The 25,700-nt window shown below is 35.9% G+C and carries 25 protein-coding genes; 22 read left to right on the top strand and 3 right to left on the bottom strand.

Features of this window, described 5'->3' with window-relative positions:
- A partial coding sequence (locus tag HMPREF0631_RS10070) for a P-loop NTPase family protein (protein ID WP_039866215.1) occupies positions 1-184 on the bottom strand: 184 nt, incomplete at its 3' end.
- Between the two features lie 386 nt (positions 185-570).
- Between HMPREF0631_RS10070 and HMPREF0631_RS09980 the strand changes: the two genes are divergently transcribed.
- The 15 genes from HMPREF0631_RS09980 (at position 571) to HMPREF0631_RS03120 (ending at position 17,425) form a co-directional block, all read left to right on the top strand.
- Positions 571-768 carry a hypothetical protein gene (locus HMPREF0631_RS09980; RefSeq protein WP_002843341.1) on the top strand — a complete coding sequence of 66 codons (198 nt, stop codon included), beginning with the start codon at positions 571-573 and terminating at the stop codon, positions 766-768.
- 167 nt (positions 769-935) lie between these two features.
- Positions 936-1,283, top strand: coding sequence for an ABC-three component system protein (locus HMPREF0631_RS09975; RefSeq protein WP_002843362.1), 348 nt, complete (start codon positions 936-938; stop codon positions 1,281-1,283).
- 3 nt (positions 1,284-1,286) lie between these two features.
- Positions 1,287-1,487 (top strand): ABC-three component system protein, encoded by a 201-nt coding sequence (locus HMPREF0631_RS10425; protein WP_408634954.1) that lies wholly within the window; start codon positions 1,287-1,289, stop codon positions 1,485-1,487.
- 56 nt (positions 1,488-1,543) lie between these two features.
- On the top strand, positions 1,544-1,855 hold the full coding sequence (locus HMPREF0631_RS09970; protein ID WP_330360450.1) for an ABC-three component system middle component 2: 312 nt from the start codon (positions 1,544-1,546) through the stop codon (positions 1,853-1,855).
- A 567-nt stretch (positions 1,856-2,422) separates the two neighbouring features.
- Positions 2,423-2,977 (top strand): hypothetical protein, encoded by a 555-nt coding sequence (locus tag HMPREF0631_RS09965; protein ID WP_002843346.1) that lies wholly within the window; start codon positions 2,423-2,425, stop codon positions 2,975-2,977.
- Positions 2,978-3,141: 164 nt separating this feature from the next.
- Positions 3,142-3,801 (top strand): hypothetical protein, encoded by a 660-nt coding sequence (locus tag HMPREF0631_RS09960; protein ID WP_002843372.1) that lies wholly within the window; start codon positions 3,142-3,144, stop codon positions 3,799-3,801.
- Positions 3,798-4,028, top strand: a complete 231-nt coding sequence (locus HMPREF0631_RS03160) for a helix-turn-helix domain-containing protein (protein ID WP_002843340.1) — start codon at positions 3,798-3,800, stop codon at positions 4,026-4,028. Before HMPREF0631_RS09960 ends, HMPREF0631_RS03160 begins: the two co-directional genes overlap by 4 nt.
- 44 nt (positions 4,029-4,072) lie before the next feature.
- Complete coding sequence (locus HMPREF0631_RS03155; RefSeq protein WP_002843368.1) at positions 4,073-5,539, top strand: ATP-binding protein; 1,467 nt, start codon at positions 4,073-4,075, stop codon at positions 5,537-5,539.
- Positions 5,532-8,279 carry a Z1 domain-containing protein gene (locus tag HMPREF0631_RS03150; protein WP_002843348.1) on the top strand — a complete coding sequence of 916 codons (2,748 nt, stop codon included), beginning with the start codon at positions 5,532-5,534 and terminating at the stop codon, positions 8,277-8,279. Before HMPREF0631_RS03155 ends, HMPREF0631_RS03150 begins: the two co-directional genes overlap by 8 nt.
- On the top strand, positions 8,279-9,211 hold the full coding sequence (locus tag HMPREF0631_RS03145) for a PD-(D/E)XK motif protein (protein WP_002843349.1): 933 nt from the start codon (positions 8,279-8,281) through the stop codon (positions 9,209-9,211). The genes HMPREF0631_RS03150 and HMPREF0631_RS03145 overlap by 1 nt, the downstream gene beginning before the upstream one ends.
- A 21-nt stretch (positions 9,212-9,232) precedes the next feature.
- Positions 9,233-11,314: an AIPR family protein gene (locus HMPREF0631_RS03140; RefSeq protein WP_002843370.1), complete on the top strand. Its 2,082-nt coding sequence runs from the start codon at positions 9,233-9,235 to the stop codon at positions 11,312-11,314.
- A 12-nt stretch (positions 11,315-11,326) separates the two neighbouring features.
- Positions 11,327-12,937 carry a DNA cytosine methyltransferase gene (locus HMPREF0631_RS03135; protein ID WP_002843344.1) on the top strand — a complete coding sequence of 537 codons (1,611 nt, stop codon included), beginning with the start codon at positions 11,327-11,329 and terminating at the stop codon, positions 12,935-12,937.
- A 10-nt stretch (positions 12,938-12,947) separates the two neighbouring features.
- On the top strand, positions 12,948-14,906 hold the full coding sequence (locus HMPREF0631_RS03130) for a DUF2075 domain-containing protein (RefSeq protein WP_002843345.1): 1,959 nt from the start codon (positions 12,948-12,950) through the stop codon (positions 14,904-14,906).
- 11 nt (positions 14,907-14,917) lie between these two features.
- A complete protein-coding gene (locus HMPREF0631_RS03125; RefSeq protein WP_002843369.1) occupies positions 14,918-15,676 on the top strand; it encodes an HNH endonuclease in 759 nt (252 codons plus the stop codon).
- 879 nt (positions 15,677-16,555) lie between these two features.
- Entirely contained in the window at positions 16,556-17,425 is an 870-nt protein-coding gene (locus HMPREF0631_RS03120; RefSeq protein WP_002843352.1) for an RES family NAD+ phosphorylase, read from the top strand.
- A gap of 373 nt (positions 17,426-17,798) precedes the next feature.
- Here the strand turns inward: HMPREF0631_RS03120 and HMPREF0631_RS03110 are convergent, their stop codons facing one another.
- Positions 17,799-18,044 (bottom strand): hypothetical protein, encoded by a 246-nt coding sequence (locus HMPREF0631_RS03110; RefSeq protein ID WP_050774520.1) that lies wholly within the window; start codon positions 18,042-18,044, stop codon positions 17,799-17,801.
- Between the two features lie 87 nt (positions 18,045-18,131).
- Here HMPREF0631_RS03110 and HMPREF0631_RS03105 point away from each other — a divergent pair, with 87 nt between their 5' ends.
- Positions 18,132-18,311: a hypothetical protein gene (locus tag HMPREF0631_RS03105; protein WP_002843355.1), complete on the top strand. Its 180-nt coding sequence runs from the start codon at positions 18,132-18,134 to the stop codon at positions 18,309-18,311.
- Between the two features lie 187 nt (positions 18,312-18,498).
- Here the strand turns inward: HMPREF0631_RS03105 and HMPREF0631_RS03100 are convergent, their stop codons facing one another.
- Positions 18,499-18,909 (bottom strand): TOBE domain-containing protein, encoded by a 411-nt coding sequence (locus tag HMPREF0631_RS03100; RefSeq protein WP_002843350.1) that lies wholly within the window; start codon positions 18,907-18,909, stop codon positions 18,499-18,501.
- Positions 18,910-19,386: 477 nt separating this feature from the next.
- Here HMPREF0631_RS03100 and HMPREF0631_RS03095 point away from each other — a divergent pair, with 477 nt between their 5' ends.
- The 6 genes from HMPREF0631_RS03095 to HMPREF0631_RS03070 all read left to right on the top strand — a co-directional run.
- Positions 19,387-20,097 carry an ABC transporter ATP-binding protein gene (locus HMPREF0631_RS03095; RefSeq protein WP_002843343.1) on the top strand — a complete coding sequence of 237 codons (711 nt, stop codon included), beginning with the start codon at positions 19,387-19,389 and terminating at the stop codon, positions 20,095-20,097.
- Positions 20,098-20,107: 10 nt separating this feature from the next.
- Positions 20,108-22,564, top strand: a complete 2,457-nt coding sequence (locus HMPREF0631_RS03090; protein ID WP_002843364.1) for an ABC transporter permease — start codon at positions 20,108-20,110, stop codon at positions 22,562-22,564.
- A 59-nt stretch (positions 22,565-22,623) separates the two neighbouring features.
- Positions 22,624-23,211 carry a type IV toxin-antitoxin system AbiEi family antitoxin domain-containing protein gene (locus HMPREF0631_RS03085; protein WP_002843354.1) on the top strand — a complete coding sequence of 196 codons (588 nt, stop codon included), beginning with the start codon at positions 22,624-22,626 and terminating at the stop codon, positions 23,209-23,211.
- Between the two features lies 1 nt (position 23,212).
- A complete protein-coding gene (locus HMPREF0631_RS03080; protein ID WP_002843366.1) occupies positions 23,213-24,094 on the top strand; it encodes a nucleotidyl transferase AbiEii/AbiGii toxin family protein in 882 nt (293 codons plus the stop codon).
- Between the two features lie 156 nt (positions 24,095-24,250).
- Positions 24,251-24,832, top strand: coding sequence for a glycerol-3-phosphate responsive antiterminator (locus HMPREF0631_RS03075; protein ID WP_002843360.1), 582 nt, complete (start codon positions 24,251-24,253; stop codon positions 24,830-24,832).
- A 170-nt stretch (positions 24,833-25,002) separates the two neighbouring features.
- The coding region (locus HMPREF0631_RS03070) for an MIP/aquaporin family protein (protein WP_002843371.1) at positions 25,003-25,700 on the top strand (698 nt) is incomplete at its 3' end.

Here is a 25,700-nt window from a genome sequence, read left to right as displayed (position 1 = left end):
GAAGAGTCGCGGTAGTAGTCTGTATAGAATTTTTTGCTGACATCCACCCAGCGATTGGCTTCTTTGATGTAGATACGATACTGCTTTGATTAACTCTGATTTTCATCGTTTGCCATAACTTTTTACCTCCGTTGGCTTCATGTTCGAAGCGGAGATAACCGTTATGGTTGCCAGTGTTCTTCATAAGATTGGTCACCTCGTGCGGATTTCTCCGCTTCTTTCCGGTGACCAGCCGTTCGTAAGCTGGCACTCTATTGATAATGTTTTCTTGTTCATGAACTACGAACACAACACGTGGCCACGAAGTTGGTGAGCTGATGTTCAAGAAAGTAGTTTTACGCCTTGCTCAGGGCAGATGTTTTACAATCATAAATAAGAAAAAATTTACGTTCGCAAATTATTTATAAACAATAACGAGCATAGGATTGTAAAACGGCGAAAAATGTGTTATAATTGCAAAAGGATTATGCAATACATAAATCATGGTTTTATTATATTGGATTCGATATTTTTGAATTTGACTGTGGATGACCGCAGTTTGACCTGTTAGGTCAAAGGAGGTAAGGCGTAGTGTATTTTCATGAAGTGGCTGGAGAATTAAAAGATTTTTTGGCACCAACAGAACGAGCAGGAGTGTTTGTTGTGCAACTTGTTGGAGAGGTTCTGCGCCAACCGATGACTGACGAAGAAGAAAAAATGGCCTTGAACGATAAGTTCAATCCACTAGCAAGTGGAATGTCCTTAAATATGCAAGACCAAATTTATTAAGGTGAAAATTCATTTCTAAGGCTAGAGCAGGGTTAATCTGTAGTAGATTTGACGGTGCTGATTTTACTGAGGAGATTGATGAACTTTTCGAAGCTGATAAGGAGCATATACAAGATTTCTTATATAAAAAAGGAATTCTTGTAGAAATAAATGAGATAGGCTCAGCGATGCAAGATATTATGAATCAGATTTTTCATGTACTGGCAAAAGGAATTCATGATGTTAATATTGTCCTGACTATCCATGATGCAAAACCTAGCATTAAGAACTTGGCGAAAAATAGAATTTTTTTTAAAAATGGGAAATTGGTTATTGATGGAGAGACAATAGAACTACCAATTCATCTGGATGAGTCTCAGATTTATGATTTTGAATCTGGCTATATTTCCGCTTTGTGTGGCGCATATGCTGAAGCTCTTTCAAAAGATAAGGTTGATGTAGATGACATTTCAAGTTTGTCTCGCAAATATCAGGTGAACTTCTATGACCAGAGAAAAGCCTATTTAAGCGCATAAAGTATACAACGGTCAATTAGTGAAGTTTATGAGGATGGAGAGAACCGGTTTGACATTCTGAAAGAAGATACATTCGGAGGAACTAAAACTACTTATTATGATGATTTTAATACAGGATATAGAAGACTACTTGAAGTGCTTAAAAAAGTATCGGATATAGAATTGTCTAAATCAAAATTAATGCTGATAAAAAATCTAATTTGAAATTTAGAAAGGCTTGGAATAGTCCATATTTTGGTGAATGATGAGACGATTAAGTCGTGGGTGGACCCATACGAAGAATAAAGTTTTTAATACAACATTTGAGAATATTGTTATTTATGAGAGTGTTAAACGCACCGGCAAATAGTGATAGATCAACAGCACTCGATTTTATTTGTATCTACGGCAACAAATGCAAGGTCTTAGATAGTAATCTACATGGAAATAATGAATTTGGATTTGCAGAATTTACAAATAAGAGAGAAAAAATTGTAGAAGCAATAAAACTTGCCGTTAAGAATGCATATGTAGATGTTGAGCAAGGACAGGATGGATTCCCCTATTCTCTTAATGACAGAGGAAAAAAATAATTGCGGCGATTCAATCACCCTATGTAAAGTCTTATATGCTTGGGAAAAAAATTGTTACTAGAAAGTTTGCACGAATATCAGACGAAGATATTTTGAAATATATAAGCAAAATAGCTACAGAATCGAAGGAGGCATGAGGATGCAGTCTTTTAGAATAAAGTAGCTCCGAGTATCTGGAGTAGGTAAATAGATGGTATCCTTGAATTTGCTGATGGTGTCAATGTTACTCAAGGTAGGTCCAATACAGGTAAAACATGGATATTGAAATGTATCTACTATCTTTTTAGCTCAGATAAGAATCCTTTTTCTCCGCTTACTGGATATTCGGACATAGAAGGTGTTTTTATTACAAAAAGATATGGAAATGTAACAATACGACGAAAACTCAATGATAATCATGCAGAAGTAGAATGTGAGCATCCAGAGGTAGAAGGTGGAATTTACGATACAAATTATCAAGGAAAGAGTCCACTATATCTAAATGATTTATGGCTACGTATTATTGGCCTTGAAGAAACCATCTCAAGATATGCCCGTGAGTGAATTTCATGGACAAATATATCAAATGTGTTTTTTGTAGATGAGGACGAAATTGATAAATCTAGTTCGCTGGTCATAAATGATTCAATATATGAAACAGAATTAATTGCTTCACTATATTATCTATTGACCGTAGACTATAAGGAAGGAATTAATGAAATTTTTAAGCCAGAAGTGGCGACAGAAAAGAAAAAAGCCGTTGTAGAGTACATCGAAGGACAGGCTGCTGCTTTAGCTGATAAAAAAGTTAGCTATATTATGAAGCTTGAAGAATTGGAAAGCGTCGATATTGATTCGGAAATGATGGTTCTGACTGAGGAAATAGCAATACTGCAACAGGAACTTTCAGAACTGATGGAGGAAAACTCCGCAGCAGTAAGGCAGATATCCGAGTATCAGCAGGAAGATGCTAATTGTAAGGTCTTGATTGACAGATACAAATCGTTGACAAGTCAATACAAAGCAGATTTGCAACGTTTAGACTTTATAGCAAGAGGCGAAGTTGTTGTTAAAGGAATAGTTGCTAATGACACTTCTCCTTTTTGCGGGGGCCGGTTGAACATCATGATGAAAGTTATATAGAAGCAATTTAAAGAGAAACAAAGAGAATTGTATCTGAAATATCAGTCATTGTAGCAACAGAAAATAGTGCTAGTGAAGAACAAAAAGATATTAGTAGTAGCATCACAGAATTATCGGATAGACGAAATGAGATATCTGAAGCAATAGCTCAAAGAACTTTGAAGATGAATGATTACAGAACAAATCTTCAAAGATATTGTGACTATACAAAACTTCAATCAGGTATTGATTTTGTAAATGAGCAGCTTGAAATTCTATGTAAAAAGATGGTTGAAGAACTTCAAAAGAAAAAGAACCTACCACTATACCATGCAAAAAAGGAATTTGAGGAATTGGTAGGTACAGGATTCAATGACCTTCTGAATTCAATTCTCAAAGAATGTAATTTTCAAGCCGGTTATGCCAGTTGGGACTTCAAAAACTTTGATATTTTGATGGATGGAGTATCCAAAGAAGAAGACCAAGGAAAAGGTTATTGTTTTTTCTTGAATTCAGTAATTGCGTTGATGTTGTATGCCTATTTCAATGATGACGATGTTTATATTAAACCGGGAATTTCGATGATTGATACACCGCTACTTGGTTTTGATGAAAATGAAGATGGAATTCAGGGTAAAACATTAAAAAATGGACTGTATAGCTATTTTTTCAAGCATAAAGGTGACGGACAAATCATCATTGTCGATAACCTTAACGTAATGCCTGACATGAATTTAGAAGCATTAGGTGCAAAAGTTACTACATATCATAAAGATGAGAAGAATGGCCATATCTACGGATTTATGCCAAGCTGGAGGAAGGACCTCCCAAAGGAGACAGAATGAAATTATCATATAAAAAGTTATGGGTAAAACTGGTAGAACAAGATATGAAAAAAACCGAGCTTGCGAAGAAAGCAGGTGTTAGTTCAGCATCAATAGCAAAGCTTGGTAAGGGTGCAAATATCACAACGGATGTTCTTTTGAAAATCTGTGAGTATTTGAATTGCGATATCTCAGATATTGTTGAAGTTGTTCCAGATAATTCTGCGGACGACAATTCAGGTGATTAATTACAAGGCATCTATCAGAATGTTTGAGAAAGGAACTGTAAAAGATGAAAACAAAAAGCTTGCCACCCTATGCGCCTACTTTAATCGAGTCAACAAGGGCTATAGGATATTCACTTGAGGCAGCAGTGGCTGATATTATTGATAACAGTATTGCAGCAAACGCAAAAAATGTTGATATATATTTTTTCCCGATAGATGGTGCATATATTGCAATTCTTGATAATGGAAAAGGAATGGCAGAGGAAGAAATCGATATTGCTATGCAATACGGAAGTAAGAATCCGACAGAAGAAAGGGATAAAAAAGATTTAGGGCGTTTTGGCTTGGGATTAAAAACAGCGTCTTTATCTCAGTGTAGATGTATGACTGTTATTTCTAAGCAAGGAGATAATTTGGAGGGACGTCAATGGGATATAGATCATGTTACAGAAGTAGGAGATTGGTCTTTAAACATTCTTGATGAAGAAGATATTCAGCAAATACCTCAGGTTGACGAATTGATAAAAAACGAATCAGGAACATTAGTAGTCTGGCAAAAACTAGATCGTCTCAAGGCTGGTGAGATTAATTTTGAACTATCGTTAGGACGTAAAATTGATAGGGTCAGAGATCATCTTTCTCTTGTTTACCACAGATATTTAGCGGGTGAATCAGGGAACACAAAACTTAAACTGTCAATTAACGGAGAAAAAATTAAAGGAATTGACCCATTTTTGACTGAGAAAAGTGTTCAAGCCATGGATGATGAAACATTAGTTATTCAGAGCAATAAGATATTAGTGAGACCGTATATTCTTCCTCACATATCTAATCTGACATCAGATGAAATTAAAATGCTTGGTGGGAAGGATGGACTTCGAAAACAACAAGGGTTTTATGTATACAGAAACAAAAGATTGTTGGTTTGGGGTACTTGGTTCAGAATGATGAGGCAAGGAGACTTATCAAAACTTGCCAGAATCCGTGTTGATATCCCAAACACATTAGATGATCTGTGGACTCTAGACATAAAGAAATCGTCTGCATTGCCTCCAGCAGAAGTTAGAAAGAATTTGGAGATAATTATTAATCAAATTGCTGAACGGAGCAAAAGAACGTGGACTTTCAGAGGTAAAAAGGAAATAAGTGATAAAGAAACTCACGTTTGGAATCGCATGAAAAATAAGCAAGGCGGATTTTATTATGAAGTTAATCGCGAGCATCCACTTGTGCAACAAATGATTAAAGTACATCCCAATATAGAGGTGTCATTAAATGCATTGTTGCAACAGATTGAGATGGGATTGCCTCTTAATCAATTATATGTGGATTTGAATAATGATGAGCAAATTACCAATGATAATGAGCAGTCAGATGTAGAAATAGTAAAATCACTACAGGAAATGATTACGATGTGTGCTGACAAGCAAGAAAAATGTAATCTGCTTGATGCCATTGCTTTTATTTATCCATATTCGTCACATCTCGATATAGTAGAGAAACTTAAGGAGGAGATTTTAAAAAATGATTAATCCAAATGTAGAACAATTAGAAAGTTTAATCTCTGCAGTTGTTAACAATCTTTATAAGGAAGTTCCACCTACAGAAGATGAATTTTTGGAGAAAGCAACTTTATTAAGAAATACAAATGCACCTATTATGCCGGTTTCAGATGATGAATTCGCAGAGATAATTTCTAGACTCAAGCAATCATTAGTCATCCGGATGGATGTAGGAGTATATATTAACGATCGTAATAACGGGCATCAGTCCTGGTTGCCTTCCAAGAGAGCAGATTTCGATTTCTTCTTTTGGAATAGATACAAGAAGTATCTGGAAGAAATTAAACATTGGAATCCAAGAGTTACAACAAATCTAGGAAAAGTTTCTGATGAAATATTAGATTTATGTGGCGATCCATCAGAAGATCATTTTGCAATAAAAGGGCTGGTGCTTGGTGACGTGCAGTCTGGTAAAACGGCTAATTACACAGCTATTTGCAATAAAGCAGCAGATACTGGTTATCGAATTATTATTGTTTTAGCTGGTATGCAGGAGAACTTACGTAAGCAAACACAAGAAAGATTAGATGCCGAATGCACCGGAAGAAAGAGCGAATATTATCTGGATCCTAAAGCTGAACAGGGTATAAAGAATCAGCCGGTCGGAGTAGGAAGATATGGAACAGATAAAAAAATCGTTGCGTTTACTTCTGTAACTAAAGATTTTGATAGCGGTATTCTTAGAAACAATAATTTGGGCATCGAAAATGTTAATTGTCCTGTTATTTTAGTGGTGAAGAAGAATAAAAGGATTTTGAATAACTTAATTAAGTGGCTGTCAGATAATAATACGCAAAATGCCGCTGGACAGATTGATCTTCCACTTATGCTAATTGATGATGAGGCTGACAACGCATCAGTTAATACGAAAGACGAAGATTCTCAGCCTGCTGCAATTAATGACTGTATCAGACGTTTATTGAATTTATTTAGTAAAACTACTTATTTAGGTATTACAGCAACGCCTTTTGCAAATATTTTTATTGATCCGGAAAAAGACGATGATCTCTTTCCAGCTGATTTTATTTATGCGCTGTCTGCTCCTACTAATTATATTGGCGCTGATAGGATATTTGGTGAAAATTCTGATAGCGATCACATGCTCCAAGAGATTGATATAGAAGAGTTAGAAGCGTGCTTCCCTCCGAAACATAAAAAAGACTTTGTGGTAGAATATTTACCAGAGGATCTATATGAAGCCGCATATTATTTCTTGTTGCTAAACGCAATTCGTGACTATAGAGGTGATCTTACAGAACATAGATCTATGATGATACATATAAGCCTTTATACCAATGTTCAAAATCAGATACAAGAAATGCTGAATGTTTGGTTAGATCAGGTAAAATCGGATGTCAGAAACTATGCAAAATTACCACTTTCTCAAAGTGAAAAAATCAGAAACATAAAAGCAATGCATGCTGTTTGGGACAAGTATCATTTGAGCGGAATTGTGGGAATAGAATGGGAAAACTTGCTTAAAAATTATTTGCATAAAGCAATTTCCCCTATTGAAGTTCGTGCGGTAAATATGAAAACTGGTGCTGCAAGCTTAGACTATTTTAATCATAAGAATGATGGTTTACGAGTGATTGCAGTAGGTGGAAATAGTATGTCTAGAGGGTTGACATTAGAGAGCCTAGGCGTAACATATTTCCATCGTAATACAAAGATGTATGATACTTTGTTGCAGATGGGACGTTGGTTCGGATATAGACCAAACTATGGGGATGTTGCAAAGGTATGGATGACACCAGAAGCAATCGATTGGTACGGACAAATTACTAGAGCAACAGCTGAACTTAAGGAAGAAATCTCGAAAATGAGAAACGCGAATCAAACTCCTAGAGACTTTGGCCTGAAAGTTCGACAAGATCCTGGCGCATTAATCGTGACCGCACGAAACAAAATGCGTACAGCAACTGATTTGACGTGTCCTGTTACAGTCTCTGGAAATTTACTTGAGACACCTAGATTAAAAGCATCAAAAAATATTTTAGCTTCAAATGAGATAGCATTCAAGAATTTTGTAAATTCATTGAGTAGTATTGGAGATAGATTTTTTGATGAAGAGCGTACGAGAGGACATTATTACTGGAAAAATGTTCCTGGTGATAATATTGCTCAATTATTGCTAGATTTCGAGACAAATCCATGGCATTTGAGTTTCAATGGTAGGGCACTTGCGGGATTTATAGAGAGTCATCATTGGAGCAATGGATGGGATGTAGTATTGATAAAATCTGGAACCGGTATTCCATACGATGAGCCGTTGCAGTGTGGTGAAGAAATATTAGAGATCGAAGGGACAGAAAAAAGAAAAATTTTAGCTGATAAGAAAATGATCAGTGTGAGTGGTACTAAGTTACGTGTTGGAGCTGGTGGATGCACACGAATTGGATTAGCGAAAAAAGAGATTCAAGATGCGGAAGAAGCATATAGAAACATACCAGGAAATGAGAATAAGAAAAATATTCCGGACAAAGCGTATTTGATAGCCAATAGAGAGCCTATTTTAATGCTACATATAATACAAGCCGATTATTCAAAGTCTGAGAATAAAGATTTACCTGAATTTTTGTTCGCGTTAGGAGTGGGATTCCCTAAAACTAGTGGCTCCACTGAAACTGCAAATTATAAGGTTAACTTAATTGAGTTGCGAAATTGGGTGGACCTTTATGACAATTATGATGACAATGAGGATATGTAATGAGTGGTAAAGAAAATGAATTAAGAGAAAAGTGGAATACTATTAATTACTATTCTGGTGGAGCATTGAAATTATCTGTAAAACATCCGCTTGAGTGGTATGTTCGATATGCAACACCGGAGCACAAGTCTGTCGTAATAGTGAGCCAAAAAGCAATTAAAAAAATAGATTCGTCAAAATGTATCGATGCTTCATGTAATCAGAGGAAGGATGGAAAATATGCAATTTCCTTTACGTTGATGGATCGAAAGCAGGAAGATGTTTTTATAACAATGGCAGGAGATATTATCGAGTATTCAAATGTAGAAACTGATGATATTGCATTGCTTAAAGTATTGCGCAGATATAACGCATGGTTAAAACTATTAGACCATAAAAGCAATGCGGTATTAGGTAGTAATACACAGAAAGGTCTCATTGGAGAGTTGTTGTTTCTGAAAGAAAAAATAGAAAATGGAATGCTACCGTCTGTTGCTTTAGCAGGCTGGGTTGGTTCAGAAGGAGCAGATCAAGATTTTGTATATGCAGATTGTTGGCATGAGATTAAATCTACAGATGCCTCATCTTCAGAAATATCAATTTCTTCTGTTGAGCAATTAGATAGAAATGATGAAGGAGAATTGGTTATTTATCGTATCGATAAATGTGCACCGAATCAACCAAAATCATTCACGTTATATGAATTGGTTCATGAGGTAATAGAATTGATTTCACGACACGGCGAAAATCCAGATGAGCTAATATTAAAACTTGGCGCCGAAGGTTATATTGACATGAAAGAATATGATAAACAGCATTTTAGTGTGTCCTCAAAGCAAGTATACACTGTAAATGAATCATTTCCGAGAATACGGAGAGTTGATGTTCCGATAGAAATAACGAATGCTGTTTATCAGATAGATATCCCTAGCATAAAAAGCTGGGAAAAGTAACGAAAGTGGGAGGATGTTAGCATGGATTCTACCGAATTTAAAAAAGATTTTATAGAGAGTATAAAAACTGCTGCAGCAGTTACAGGAGAAGGGTCATGTGCATCCTTTGTAGATAATATGGCGCAGTATCTAATTGATGCTGAGGCGTTATCAGATTTCACACCGTCTTTTTATAAAGGCAAAAGTAGGCGTAGTAATTATAGAGTAGACGGTTATGTATACGATGAATTCGATAATACGATGAATCTTATTATTGCGGATTTTGATGGTAATGATTTGGAACGCCGTCTTACCGGAACAGTTGCGAATAAGGATTTTGGCTTGCTTATGAAATTTCTTGATGCAGCATTGACAACTAATTTATATCAAGAAATAGAGATGAGTACACCATGTGCAGACTTAGTAGATCTTTTAAGATATAACAAAAAGGCGATTCGTAAATATCGTTTTCTTGTATTTACCGATGCAGATCTGAGTGCTACTATAAAGACCGTAGAAATTGATGACTATAATTCTATTCCGGTAGAAGGTCAGATATGGGATATTGATCGCTTGTTCAGAGTCTGTTGTTCAGAGCAAGGCCGTCAGATTATTGAGATTGACTTTAAGGAATATTGTGGTGAAGGCATTCCGTGTATAGAAGCTAGCTCAGCGTCTACAGAACAGTACAGTAGCTATCTGGGAGTAATTCCTGGAACTGTTTTGGCTGATATATATGACAAGTATGGAAGTAAACTTTTGGAGGGAAATGTAAGATCATTCTTATCTACTAAAGTGGCGGTCAATAAGAAAATAAGAGGGACTATCTTGAACAATCCGCAGATGTTTTTTGCGTTTAATAACGGTATATCAGCAACTGCAATGGATGTTGAGATAGAGGATACAAACCATGGAAGATTTATCACCTTTGTTAGAGATTTTCAGATTATTAATGGTGGACAGACAACGGCATCTATTTCAAATGCAAGATATAAAGACAAAGCAGATTTGTCATCTATTTTTGTGCAAATGAAATTGACTTCAATTGATGAATCAACACCAGAAGAGTCAGACGAGTTGATCAGAAATATTTCTAGATCATCAAACAGTCAGAATAAGGTTAGTGATGCAGACTTTTTTGCATCTCATCCATTTCATCGTCGTATGGAACAAATATCAAGACACTTATTTGCACCTGCATCTGAAGGCGCACAGTATGAAACTAAATGGTTTTATGAAAGAGCAAGAGGACAATATCTGCAAGAACAAATGCGCTTGACACCTGCAAAGAAAAAACAATTTGAGTTGCAACATCCTAAAAATAAGCTAATTAAGAAAACAGATCTTGCAAAAGTTCAGAATACATGGAGAGGATTTCCGCAGGTTGTAAGTAAGGGTGCGCAGACCAATTTTAATTCGTTTGCAGAGTACATTGATGAGCAATGGAATGCAAATGAGGAGCAGTTTAACGAGAGATATTTCCAAACTACTGCAGCCTTGATTCTTTTGTTCCAATATTTGGAGAAGACTATACCAAAACAGCCTTGGTACGAGGGTGGATACCGTGCAAATATCATATATTACACATTGGCACAATTTAGAAGATTGTTACATAGCCAATATCAAGGACAGGAACTTGATTTGATGTTGATATGGAATAGGCAGAGTGTGCCCGAACAAGTGGGTACAGCTTTAATAGCATTGGCAGAGTTGGTCCTTTTGCGAATAACGGATCCTTCAAGAAAAGTCGCAAACGTTACTCAGTGGTGTAAGAGAAATGATTGTTGGGAAGATGTAAAGAAGATACATATTGATATTCCTGAAGATATTGAGAATTGTTTAATTACTATCGATGAACAGAAGGCTGCACAGAAATCCGCTAAGAAAGAGCAAAAGGTTGTAAATGAAATTCAGGCACAGACAACGGTTGTTAATTGTCCTGTAGAAATGTGGATGCGATTATCGGAGTTTGTTGTTAGAAATCATATGGTTACACCAACAGATGTGTCTGCATTAGCGATTGCATGTAAAATGCCTGCTAAAATACCAAATACATATCAATGCAAACGATTACTTGCATTGTTGCGCAAAGCCTCCGAAGAAGGCTTTAATACTGAAGCGTAAGATGGAGGAACTATGTTTAATACAATAGATTTGTTTGCAGGTGCCGGGGGATTGAGCCTGGGATTTATGCAAACAAAAAAATTCGATATAAAAGTTGCATATGAATTTAATCCTTCAATGCAGGAAACCTATAAGAAAAATCATCCGGGAGTAGCTGTATTTGGTGATGTTAGAGATGCTAACTATGCAGAAATAAAAGAAAAATATGGCGATATTGATGTTGTGATTGGAGGACCGCCTTGTCAGGGATTTTCTAATGCAAATAGACAAAAGAATCATGCAATTAGTCAGAATAATTCCCTGGTGAAACAGTATATTAGAGCAATCTTGGAATTAAGACCAAAAGCATTCGTAATGGAAAATGTGAGTATGCTTAGATCAGATATTCATAGATTTTATTTATGTGAAGATGATCGAGAATTAGTGGATAGCAATGTGGTTAAAACTGCTAATACAGAGTTGGCTTTACTTGATACAGGGTTTATGTTTGATGGAGCAATTAATATTGTGCAGTCTGAGCAAGAACTAGAACAACATAAATGGGATGATTTCGATTATCTAGAATTGAACGTTATCTATAAAGCATCTAAGAATACAACTAAGTTTAAAAATGTATTAGAAAAACACAGATCGCGCTTAATTAAAATATCAAAGAAGCACACAGAGGGTGATGAGGATGATTCCATCATTGTTGCTGATAGGATTGCGTTTAATGCAATACTAGATTTTTACGCTGGGAAAATAAAAGAATCCCAGATCAAGGCATTAATTGAACCAGCAATTATGTACCAAAGAATGATAAGTAAGGCACAAGAGATATTTGAAAATGATATTGTGGTTGATAGCTATACCGACAATAAAGGGCTGATTGCCAACATACGTTCATATGCCGTTTTTGATTATTTAAAGGCGAAGCTCCAGGGAAACAAAGATGACGGCGGATATGCTATTTCGGCTGATGTTCTATCTGCTACACAATTTGGAGCTCCACAAAAAAGAATGCGTTTTGTAGTAATGGGTATTCGAAAAGATATTGCAGATGTAGTTAAACTTCCAGAAGGAAAGTATAAAGACGGTCCATATAGGACAGTTGAGGACGCTATTAAAGATTTAGAAGATGTTGAGCCGGTCTATAATGTATCTGATGATAAAAGTGGCATAAAGCTACAAGCTAAAACTGGCTTGAGCGAGTTGGCGCTGACACTTCGTGACTCAGAGATATTGCACAATCATATTATAACTAAAACGACACCAACAGCTATGGCGCGTTTTAAAGCATTAGATCAGGGACAAAATTTTCATTCCTTATCTGAGGAAATGAAAACAAACACGTATACAGATGTTACAAGAACGCAGAATACGATCTATCTTCGCTTAAAATATGATGAGCCGTCTGGTACTGTAGTAAATGTGCGTAAATCAATGTGGGTACATCCGACAAAAGACAGAGCAGTAAGTATAAGAGAAGCAGCTCGTTTGCAAACTTTTCCGGATAGCTTCGTTTTTTGTGGGACAAAGGATAATCAATATCAGCAGGTAGGAAATGCAGTGCCACCTATAATGGCAAAGGCTATAGCAAAGAAATTGGATAGTCAGCTTAATAAAGCATTATCGCAGAAATAAGGAGATACATATGAGCCGAAGAGCATACTATTTTAATTCTATAAACAACTTCATATTAGAGAATGATGAGCTTGTTCTCGGCCAATTATTGATTAATGACGAGTTTGAAACTACCGATCTCCAAAAGATGGCTTGGAGATCTGAGATTCAAATTTTAAAAGAACAATTAATTGAGTTTTCTCAAGGGGATATTATTTTTGAATATACTATCCCGAGGATGGGGCATAGGGTCGATGTGATATGCATAATAGAGGGGATTATTTTTCTCCTAGAGTTTAAAGTGGGAGATAAAGAGTACAAGAAATCTACCACAGATCAGGTGATGGATTATGCATTGGATTTGAAATACTTTCATGATAAAAGTAGGACAAGGTATCTTGTTCCGATCAATGTTTCAACGAAGGCGGCAGAGAAACAGAATGAATATTACTGTATGGCAGATAATATTCATAACACTCTTTTTTGTAATGAAGACAATATTGGCAGTACTATTCGAAAAACTATTTCGATAATTAATGACACGTCGTTATCTGCACTGGAGTGGATAAATTCAAGATATGCTCCTACACCGACCATCATTGAAGCTGCGCAAGCATTGTATAGAAAACATGGTGTTGAAGATATTTCCAGAAATGATGCTGGTGCAAAGAATTTAACGATAACAACAGAGGCAATTTCTAATATAATTGATCAGTGTAAGATAAACAACGAAAAAGCTATATGTTTTGTTACAGGAGTCCCTGGTGCTGGAAAAACACTTGCTGGCTTGAATATAGCAAACGAACGTCATTATTTTAATGAAGATGAACATGCTGTTTTTCTTTCGGGAAATGGTCCACTGGTTGATGTTTTGCAAAATGCGCTCGCAATAGATCGCGCGTATAGAGAAGGCATAACTAAGAAAAGTGCTCTTCTAGAAACGAAAGCCTTTATTCAAATTATTCATAAGTTTAGAGATGAGGCTTTGACTACGAATATGGCACCAGTAGAGAAGGTGGTAATATTTGATGAGTCTCAAAGAGCATGGAATAAAGAGTCGCTTTCTGATTTTATGAAGCGGAAAAAAGGGATACCCGATTTTAATCAGTCAGAACCTGAATTTTTGATTAGCATTATGGATCGACATAGAAATTGGGCCGTTATAGTTTGTCTTGTAGGTGGTGGACAAGAAATATATAATGGAGAAGCAGGAATTCAGGATTGGTTTGAAACTTTGGCAGATAATTATCCAGACTGGAAGATATATCTGTCGGATAAAATTACAGATACAGAATACGTAGGAAAATCAGATATCTCGACATTATTGCATGGACGAGAGTATTACTGCATTTCAGATTTGCATCTAGGGGTTTCGTTACGCTCGTTCAGAAGCGAAAAATTAGCTCTTTTTGTGAAATTGCTGTTAGATGAAAGGGCAGATGATGCCAAAAGTGTTTATTATGAGCTTAAACAAACATATCCGATTTTTTTGACAAGGAATTTTGAAATTGCAAAGAAATGGGTAAAAGATAAGGCTCGTGGGACAGAAAGGTACGGGCTTTTAGCAAGCTCAGAAGGGAAAAGACTGCGAGCTGAAGGAATATGGGTTCCATCAGATATAAATCATGTAGGGTGGTTTTTGAATGGAAAGGATAATGTTGACTCATCGTATTATTTAGAAGTGGCAGCGTCTGAATTTAAAGTGCAAGGTTTAGAGGTCGATTATGCAGTATTAGCCTGGGATGCAGATTTCAGGTATACGATAGATGGCTTTGATTATTTTAAGTTCAGGGGTACGAAATGGAACCATGTTAATCAGGAACAAAGACAGAGATATCTAAAAAATGCTTATAGAGTTTTATTAACAAGAGCAAGACAGGGGTTGATTATATATGTTCCTGAAGGTTCAGATGAAGATCCGTCAAGGAACAGGGAATATTATGATAGAATTTTCCGATATTTGAAGAGTACTGGAATTGAAGTAGTCTGAGGGGTGATGTTTTGAAGGATACAAAGTATGAAGATTTAAATAAAACGTTAGCGGCAGTTGGAAAAGCTGTATTTGTAAATTTTTATTATGATTTCAAAGATTCGTCCATTTCAAAAGATGAATTGGCCCAAAAGATCCTATTGGAAAATCCGAGATCGAAGTCAGAAAGTCAAAACTTTCGTATTCCAAGAGCTCGACATATATTTGCGTTGGGACAGGAGAAGGAAGCATTACGTATTATCATAGAAAGCAAACGCGTAGACCCAAAAGCAAGAGAAAAAGCTAAAGAGATTTTATCTAAAGAGAATATTAGAGAAGACTTTCAAATGGAAAGAGCAGAGGAAAGACAATTTATCGAACATTTGAATCAGGAAATTCAATACGATACTACTCCGAGGGAAGCACCTTTAATTGCAGAACGTTCACAGTACATATACCCTCGAAAGCAGTATGAATCGAAAAATGCTTTGAAACGGGCGCAGTATTTGTGTGAAGTGGATAAGATGCATTTCGTTTTTAAACGAAGAAATAGTCCTACCAATTATACGGAGCCACACCATTTAATTCCTTTATCCGCTCATCGTGATTTTCCAGGAATTGATTTAGACCGTGAGCAAAATATTGTATCGCTCTGTAGTAATTGTCACAATTTATTACATTATGGTTTAGAGTATAAAGATGTATTGTATGATCTATATCGACAAAGAAAAGCTCTATTAGAAGAAATTGGCATAAATATATCATTTGAGCAATTGTTGAGTTATTACTAAATCTTTTAATTATGCCATACCTTTTAATTATCGAAAGAATAGGTGTCGCAACGGTGGCAGAATCAATGGGACGGTATCCTTTCTATTAAATAAATGACTAATGGAAGAGTAAATCTGTTGCAGGAAAAACATCAGAAATAACGTTATTTCAAGCCGCTTTTGAGGAATTAACTACACATTCGATTGTATCAAAGACTGCGTTTTGATTGACTAGGCAAATAGTACTGGTGGATTTATCGTGTGAATTTTTGACTATTAAGGTCTAGTGCATGGGAATTGTGGCTCCAGATGGACTGGAAAATAGTCGCTGACCTATACCTTGTACTGCGAACAGGTAGGGTTGAGACAATTGGAAGTCTGCTGCTATTGACTTTGTCATTATAATAGGAAATATAAAGGGAATTGCAGACCAGTTCCCGTATACTGGCGAAGTTTAGGCTGCGATATAAATAATGACAGAAGTGGAGATATTTCTACTACAGATATGAGTTGATATGTTTCCGTAGACAAACGGACTATCTCGTAATATCCCGATTATGTTGTTATCAATCAGGTCCTTTCGAGCCATGTTGAGAGTGTCGTATTTATGTCAAGAAAAGATAAATAAGTACCAAAAAGTGGCGTAAATTCGGGCTTTTCCGGTATAGGAGAGCCTATGCCAATAGCCCGGTTTCTTTATATGAAAACATATCTACGGGAAATCTGCGCTTAGGGTTTAAGCTGTGGATTAGATGTCGTGGGTTGTGGCACTGAGATAGATGTTATCTAGGGTGCAAACTCAAATTGAGTGAGTGAAATAGATTGCGTTTAATCCGGCAACTCGACTGTTAGCGGTATGGCTGGCAGTGAATTAGATGTTTGGGAAAGGAGAAGCTTGCTATGTGTCAAATGTTTGATTTTAGATGCATTGAGAAAATTGAAAAGACCATTAGAAAAACGTGGTCAGAATTTCGAGATGCTTTGGCAAAGGGAGAGTTTTCTTTTGATGAGGTGGACAAAGCAAAAGGCTATACTTTCCTTAAGGTGTATGATGATTTGTTTCAACAACATTCAGGAATTGAATATAAAACAATAACGATTAAAGATTTGGAGGGATTATTAGTTGGTAGAGGGGCTGTCTTGAGTGGAAATGAAGTTCCCGATTATGAGCGCTTTATCCCTAAAAAGGAGTACATTAAAAAGGATAACAGATTTAGTCCACCAGGTGTTGAATGGCTTTATTTAGCTTTGGGAAATGAAGTAGATATTCATGAGTGTTCTCAAGCAGAATGTCGAGCAGAAGAAGGACATAGATTTGGATTTTGCCATTTTTCTTTTGAGGATAGTTCCTTAGATTTGAAGCTGGTTGATTTAACAATTGCCGATAATATTTCATACGAAGAGTTGAATTCTCGTTTGGAGGATTATGGACAAAAACAATTAAAAAAAGGTATAAAAGTTGCTAAAGCTCTCGGCTTTATTCCAAATCATAATATAAACATAGATGAATCTGAAGAGCTCTTTACGGAATGGGGAGTTTATACACATACCAAGTTACTTTCAGAGCAGATATTTGAGCCATTAAGTGATATTGTTGATAAGACACTAATGTATGCTCCTTTTCAGGCAATGGCTCAGTACTATATTTCTCTTGGCTATTCAGGCATTGTATATGGAAGTACTGTGTCAAGGTCAGGGCGGAATATTGTACTGTTTGATAAGAATGTAGCTCATCCAAGTGGTGCAATCGAGGATTATATTTTGAAATAATTCGCGAAAAATACAAAGCCATGCGGGCTCTTCGTAAAATAGCGTTGGTCACAATTAAATCATTACTTATGCGACAGCATTATATTTAATTTTTGTGATGCTGTCGATTTTTATCTTCTCCTACTACATCCAGTTTCCAGAGCATTTATAATATATTCAGACATCCTCCCCAATGTTCTAAAACTTTTACGAAGGCCTACATGCATATCTTTTAGTTTGATTGATATAAGGTTCTTAAAATATTCAACATCATTATTATTCATGCATATAAGAAGGCTTTGATAAAAGTTGTAGGCATTTTGTATATCTTCATCTAAAGAAAGCATGTGTCTTACAATATCATAAGGGAATGTACATATCTGTAGATACAATCTTAACCTTCTTTATGACCCAAAGAGGGTGGATTAATTTGGACCTTAACTTTCTGACTACCATTTTTTATAATGCTATTGTTCTCATTAACACAACCGCACTTTGGGCAAACCTTAGGTCTATAAGTGATTACAACTTCATATATTAAATAATCTATACCTTTTATTAATTCATGTCTTTTACCATAAATTCTTAAATTTTCATCCCAAAGTTCTAAAAAATCTGTTATACTAATATTTAAGCACATGCTTAACCCCCCTTGTTTTTTATTTTGTGGTGATTTAATTATACAACGGTTTTTGCATGTGTTTCAATTTTTTTAAGACAGGTTGTTATGCAAAACGGATTGCCATTTGATGCAAAAATACCAAGTAGAAAACCTCTTGCTTTGTTAGATTTAACTTCAGAAGGATTCAATATGGAAATGCTAAAAGCTCATAATGACTTTGAAAATGGAAAAGTTTATAGCATGGAAGAAGTTGAAAGTGATTTAAAGAGAGAACATGGAATATGAAATATAAAACGTTTATTAGAAGATGGTATTTATTTTAAATGAACAAAGCCCCAAAAATTAGACCTAAAAATCTAATGATTGGGGGCTGTTTTTCTAGTAACTCAAAATATGAATAAGCTAATACCATTAAGATATTATATTTCATAGTTGTAATACAAGGCCTAGAACTATAGGCCGATAATATTTACTAACGAGCAAACATAACAGAAGTAGCTTTTATAATTGCTATTGCTTCAGAGTCTTTTGCTAGGCCTAATTCTTCAACGGCAGCCTTAGATATTGTAGCTGAAACAGCACCGACTGGAGTGTCAATAACTACGATATCATTCACAGCACCTTCTGCAATAGAAGTTACTTTACCAGCAAACTGGTTTCTAGCACTTAATTTTAATTCTCCAACTGCAACCATTACATCAGTAGCCTTTATAATTGCTGTTGCAGTTACACCTTCAATGATACCTAGCTCCTTAATAGCAGCCATAGAAATAGTGCCACTAATTTTTGTTCCGTTTACATCTAGTGAAACGATTCCATTTACAGCACCTTCATTTACTCCTATTACTTTACCTTCAAATTGATTTCTTGCACTTAATTTCATTCTATACCTCCTGAGTTTATACTTAGATTTAAATAGATACAAAGCATTTATTTTCATAAGTTTATTATACAGTAACTAGTTCAAATTTTCAATATATAAAACATAAGCTAATATCTAGTTTAATTTATAATTTTATTGCTTTAGATTTAAATTCTAGAAAAAAATTAAATTATAGGCAATAAGAATTCACTTGAGTTTAATTATCATTAGTGCTATAATTCGAATTAATAGGAAGATTATAATTAGCAGTAAAGACAGAATTAATAGGAAGATTATAATTAGCAGTAAAGACAGAATTAATAGGAAGATTATAATTAGCAGTAAAGACAGAATTAATAGGAAGATTATAATTAGCAGTAAAGACAGAATTAATAGGAAGATTATAATTAGCAGTAAAGACAGAATTAATAGCAAAGTTATGATTAATAGTAAATTTACTACTAATAGTAAGTATTATGTTTCTAGGGGGGGATTACTATGAAAAGACAATACTTTATTGAAATTTCTAATCTAAAAAAGTCATACACAAGTGGTTCTAATACAGTTGACGTCCTTAAGGGTATAGACTGCTCTATAAGCAAGGGGTCAATTTGCACTCTTTTAGGTCCATCTGGTTCGGGCAAGTCTACCTTTTTGAATATTTTAGGGGGCATTGAACCATTTGAAGAGGGCAGCGTAAGGGTTGATGACTATGAACTCAATAGCCTGTCAAAGTCTCAATTGTTGGACTATAGGAGGGACAAGTTGGGATTTGTATTCCAGTTTTATAACCTGGTATCCAATCTCACAGTAAGGGAGAATATTGAAGTTGGAGCCTACCTTAGTCCGAATCCGCTTGATATTGATGAATTGATAGATATCTTGGGTTTAAGAGAACATGAAATGAAGTTTCCCAACCAATTATCTGGTGGTCAACAACAGAGGACTGCTATAGCTAGGGCTTTGGCGAAGAGACCGGACCTATTGATTTGTGATGAGCCTACAGGTGCCCTTGACTACTCTACAGCCAAGCAGGTCCTCGAGATGATACAAAAGATCAACAAAGAGTACGGCTCTACAATTATTATAGCTACACACAATACAGCTATTGCACAGATGTCGCACGAGGTTCTCAACCTACATGATGGTAGGATTTTGGATCATAGGATAAATGAGAATCCACTTATGGCAGACCAGTTAGTTTGGTAGGAGGTGTCTTATGAGAAATCCACTTAATAAGAGAATTTTTAGAGACCTCAATTCCAATATAGGTAGGTACGGAGCCATATTTATAATTATGCTGATTACTATATCTGTTGTATCATCATTTTTTATAGCTCAAAAATCTATTGAAAAGACCTACTACGATAGCCATAAGCTAGGAATGATTGAGGATGGCTACATTGAATTTGATAGGAAGCTCACTAGCCAAGAAGAAAAGATATTTACGGATAATGGTGTGAGGGCCTATCCCAACTATTTTATGGCTCTTGACTATGACAAGGGCAAAACAATTAGGGTGTATCAAAATAGGGAAAAGATAGATATACCAGCAATTCATGAGGGTAAAATGCCTAGAAATAGTGAAGAGATATTTTTAAATGTAAATTTTGCACGAGAAAATAAATTAAAAATAAGCGATAAGATAAGCTTGCTTGGTCAAGAATTCAAGATATCTGGTATAGGTGCCTTTCCAGATTATAGCTGTCTACTTAGGAGACCTGGTGACCTTTTGATGGACAACAAAAACTTCGGTGTTGCAAGCCTTAGTTCAGGTGGCTTTGATAGGCTGGTCAAAAGTGGTGCGGGACTAAAGTATAGCTACTCATATAGGCATGGTCTTGATGATGGTAAAAGGAGAGATAAGACTAATCAGTATGATAAGAATAGGCAAGGTTATAAATATGGTCAGGACGATAAGAAACTCCAAACAGATAAGCTAAAGGATATAATAAAGGGATTTTCTTCAAAGGGTATAATTCCAATTGATGCCCAGACCAAGTATACAAACTCTCGTATATCCTATGTCATGGATGATATGGGTGGTGATGTTCCAATGATTACTAGTCTGATGGTTATTGTTTTATTGGTGATGTCATTTATATTTGCCGTCTTAGTCCAGAATATGATAGAAGAGGAATCGGCTGTTATAGGTACACTCCTAGCCTTTGGTTACAAAAGACCAAGCCTAGTATGGCACTACATCAAATTACCCCTATATGTTACAGTATTTTCTGCGCTTTTGGGCAACATATTTGCTTATACATTTATGAAGGACATGTATTTGAGCCTTTATACAATTTCATACTCCCTATTTCCAGTTGAGCTTGTGTGGTCAGCCTATGCCTTTATTTTGACGACACTGATACCTATAGGTCTTATGCTACTAGTGAATCTCATATTTATAACTAGGAAGCTAAGGCTGAGTCCCCTAAAGTTTCTAAGGCGTGATTTATCTAGGTCTAGGAATAAAAAGGCTGTCAAACTGCCAAATGTGTCGTTTATATCCAGGTTTAGGTTGAGGATATTCCTTAGAAACAAGGGCAACTACCTTGTACTCTTGTTGGGATTACTGCTGGCAAATATACTGATGATATATGGTATGTCAATTAAGGGTATACTCAATGACTACATGGACAAGACTCAAGAGTCCATGCCATCTAGTTATCAGACGGTATTTAAGGGGCCTATAAGAAAAGAAGTAGAGGAGAGGTTAAAAGACTCTCTAAGCAAGAAGGATAAAAATATATTTGACCATCCTAGCTATGATTACCAAAACAAATTAGTCGGCGGCAAGGTAGATACAAACCTATTCACCCTATACCAAGTTAAAATAAGGGGTAAAAAAGTTGACGATCAAACAAGGGCTAGTATCTATGGGACTGACCTTGATGGAAGCTATGTAAAGGATGGCCTAAAAAGAAATAATATAAAAAATATTAGTACAAGATCTAGCGAGGGCAAGACCTATGATGTATACGTAACTGAGGGCATCAAGGACAAGTTCGGTCTAGGTATAGGAGATTATTTTACTGTCAATGATGAAAACAGGGACAGGGAATACAGGATGAGAATAGTTGGAACTAGCCAGCAACTAAAGACTTCATTTTCCATAATAATGGATCGAAAGTCCTGCAACAAGATGCTAGGTATGGACGAGTTTTATTACAATGGCGCCTTTTCAGACAGGGCCCTGAAGATTGATGACAAGGACCTATCTACACTTATAGATGGGAAGAGCATGAGGAAGATTGCTGACCAGTTTTTAAATAACTTCAAAAATGTTATGCCTACTATTATGATGGTTGCCCTAGTTATATACCTTGTTGTCATGTATGTTTTGACCAAGGCAATTATAGACAAGTACAAAGAGTCTATATCCTATCTTAGAATATTTGGCTACCACGACAAGGAGATAGAAAAGATATTTATTAGGGTATCAAGCCTTGCAGTAGTAATATTTTTGCTGATACTTATACCTGTTGAGAAGTATTTGGTAAACAAACTTATAAAAGTAGCTTTTTACAAATTCAATGGCTATGTCAATGCTGACATACCAATGTACATATACTTTGCAACTATAGCTTGCGGGATATTAGTATATATGGTGGATAGGTGGATACTGACTAGGAGAATCAAAAAAATCAATATGACAGATGTCTTAAAAGATAGGTAGTAGATGTTGATTTCCTCCACTAAATATAGTATTATGTATAATAAGTGGAGGAAATAGACATGATACAAGATACAAGCGAGCTTTTATACAAGTATAAGGAATACAAGGTACCTTATCAAAAAATTAAGTCCTTGATAGAAAAAGAGGAATTGTTGCCTGTAAAAAGAGGGCTGTATGAAACGGATCCCGAAATACCAGGCTACGTTCTGGCAAATGATATTTTAGGCCCATCGTACTTATCTTTTGAGTGGGCCTTGTCCTATTATGGGATGATACCAGAGAGAGTGCATACATATACTTCTGCCTCTTTTGATCTAAAAAAGAAGAAAAAGTTTGAAAATGTATTTGGCATCTATACGTATCAAGATGTACCCAAGCAAGTGTTTCCATTTTATTATACACGTGAAATAGTAAACAACCGTTCATTTAATATTGCTAGTAGGGAAAAGGCCTTGTGTGACCTACTTAGTACCTTAAAACCTATAAGGGGGTTGAAAGATTTTGAGGATTATCTTTTTGATGGTATGAGGCTTGATGAAGATATATTTGAAGAACTTGAGTTTGATAAAATTAGAAGGATAGCTCCAATGTACCATAAGACCAACTTGAATCAGCTTATCAGGTTTATTGACAAGGAGGGGTATTAGCATGAATGATGCAATAATGGCCATGATTGACAGGTATAATTGTAAAAGTAGTGAAGACTACGAAAATGCACTAAAAGAGGTTGTACAAGAGGTTGCTCTAATGGGGCTGTCTAGGAGTGACTTTTTTACCAAGGCAGCTTTTTATGGTGGGACTGCACTCAGAATATTTTATGGTCTTCCAAGGTATAGTGAGGATTTAGATTTTTCACTTGAAAGGTCAGAAGCAGATTTTGATCTGGACAAGTACCTATCCTATGTTGAAAAGGAACTGACTTCGTACAACTTTAAAATGACAGTTAAAAAAAAGAATAAATCTAAACAAACAGCCATACAATCTGCATTTATAAAAGGCAATACTATTCAAAATATATTAGAAATAACATCTGATGACTCTATGACATATGGATTTAACCCCAATGCTTTGATAAAGATAAAGTTCGAGATAGACACAAATCCACCTGAGGGAGCTGAGTTTCAATATGTAAACGCAATTCTACCAGATACCTATAGAGCCAAATTATACGATATGCCATCCTTATTTGCGGGAAAGATTCATGCAGTCCTGTGTAGAGATTATAAAAATAGGGTTAAGGGTAGAGATTTTTTTGACTATATATGGTACTTAAAGAGGGGGACGAGGGTAAATATATATCACCTTCAGAAGAGAATGGAACAATCGAATCATTGGGATCCTAGCATAACTTTAGATATAGGAACCCTGAAGAATCTTTTAAATGACCGTTTTAAAGTTATTGACTTTGATAACGCAAGAGAGGATGTATTACACTTCCTAGGTCCGAAAGAACAGAAGGGATTGAGTATTTGGGATGCTGATTTTTTTATTGATATAACAGACAGGTACTTAGAGGAGCAAGTTTATTAACTTGATTGAGTTAAAGAAGATGATTGAGTTAAATAAATTTGATTGAGTTAAATAAAGTTAAGTAAAGGAATTTAAAGTAAAATTAAGTGAAATCAACTAATATATAAAAAATAGGTCTTAGTTTTGGATAATTTATAGTTAAGGTGAGGAGAAGCAATGATATCAGCAAGAAAGTTAAAAGAGAAATTCGAAGACAATCCTATGGTAGTGGCTGTAACCAATGAAGCTACCCTAGGGTTTGCCTTAAATTCGACCAATGAAATAGTGTTCCTGCTATCGGGGACAATATCTGATTTGAGGGTGACTGTCAATAAGTTACTGGACAAGGGCAAGCTAGTATTTGTCCATATAGACATGATATCCGGAATGTCTAGTTCACCTGCAGTTGTCGAGTATATAGGTGACATATTTGACAAAAAGATCGGTATAATAACTACAAAGCCAGCCCTAGTCAAAAAGGCAATCAGTGAAAATATCAGGGTAATCCACAGGGCCTTTATGGTGGATTCAAAGTCTAAGAATATATTTTTAGATAATATTACTCAAAATTTTACGCCAGATGCAGTTGAAATTATGCCAGCCATGGTTCACTCAGTCATCAGAGAGGTTAGGGACAAGTTGCCTAAGATGACTATAATTGCCGGTGGATTAGTAACAGACAAAAAAGAAATCTATGAAATCATCAATAGTGGAGCTGATGCAATTTCAACAAGTAGTGTAAAACTGCTTCAAGATTAAATAAAATTTCAAAAAGAAAACGTTGACACTGACCCCTGATTCATGATATCATTTTCCTGAGAAAAATAAATATTTGCTGAGATCATGAATATAAGAGTATACAGAGTCTATTCAATGTGGACCCTCTATACTCTTTTTTAGGTTCAGCAAGGTAAATCAGGAGGACTAGTATGTCAGTTTATTTAGCAGAAGTAGTGGGAACGATGATTTTGATTTTCTTTGGTGTGGGTGTCTGTGCATCTGTAAACTTGAAGAAATCGTATTCAAACGGTGCGGGATGGTTAACTATAACTTTTGGTTGGGCACTGGGTGTTACATTAGGTGTCTATGCTGTCGGAAGCATCAGTGGGGCTCACTTAAATCCAGCTGTAACTCTAGGTCTAGCAGTTGTTGGAGCATTCCCTTGGTCGCAGGTAATAGGGTATTGCATAGCACAGGTTATAGGGGCTATATTAGGTGCCTGTCTAGTATACCTAATCTATGCACCACACTGGAAAGAAACAGAGGGTAACAAGCTTGGTATATTCGCAACAGGACCAGCTATTGACAGGCCTATGTTAAACGTTATCTCAGAGGCAGTAGGTACATTTATGTTGGTTTTCTGTATACAGCTAATCAACAACAACAAGATAAGTGACGGTCTTGGAGCCATAGCAATAGGTCTATTGATACTAGCAATGGGTGTATCTGCCGGTGGTGCAACAGGATATGCTATCAATCCAGCAAGAGACTTGGGACCAAGAATCGCCTATATGTTCCTTCCAATCGGTGGAAAGAAAGACGGTAACTGGAAGTATGCTTGGGTTCCTATCGTTGGACCATTAGTAGGTGGAGTAGTAGGAGCTGTACTATTCAAGATGCTATTTGT

The organism is Peptostreptococcus anaerobius 653-L (assembly GCF_000178095.1).
GTDB lineage: Bacteria > Bacillota > Clostridia > Peptostreptococcales > Peptostreptococcaceae > Peptostreptococcus > Peptostreptococcus anaerobius.
This window is presented reverse-complemented; position numbering and strand designations above follow the sequence as displayed.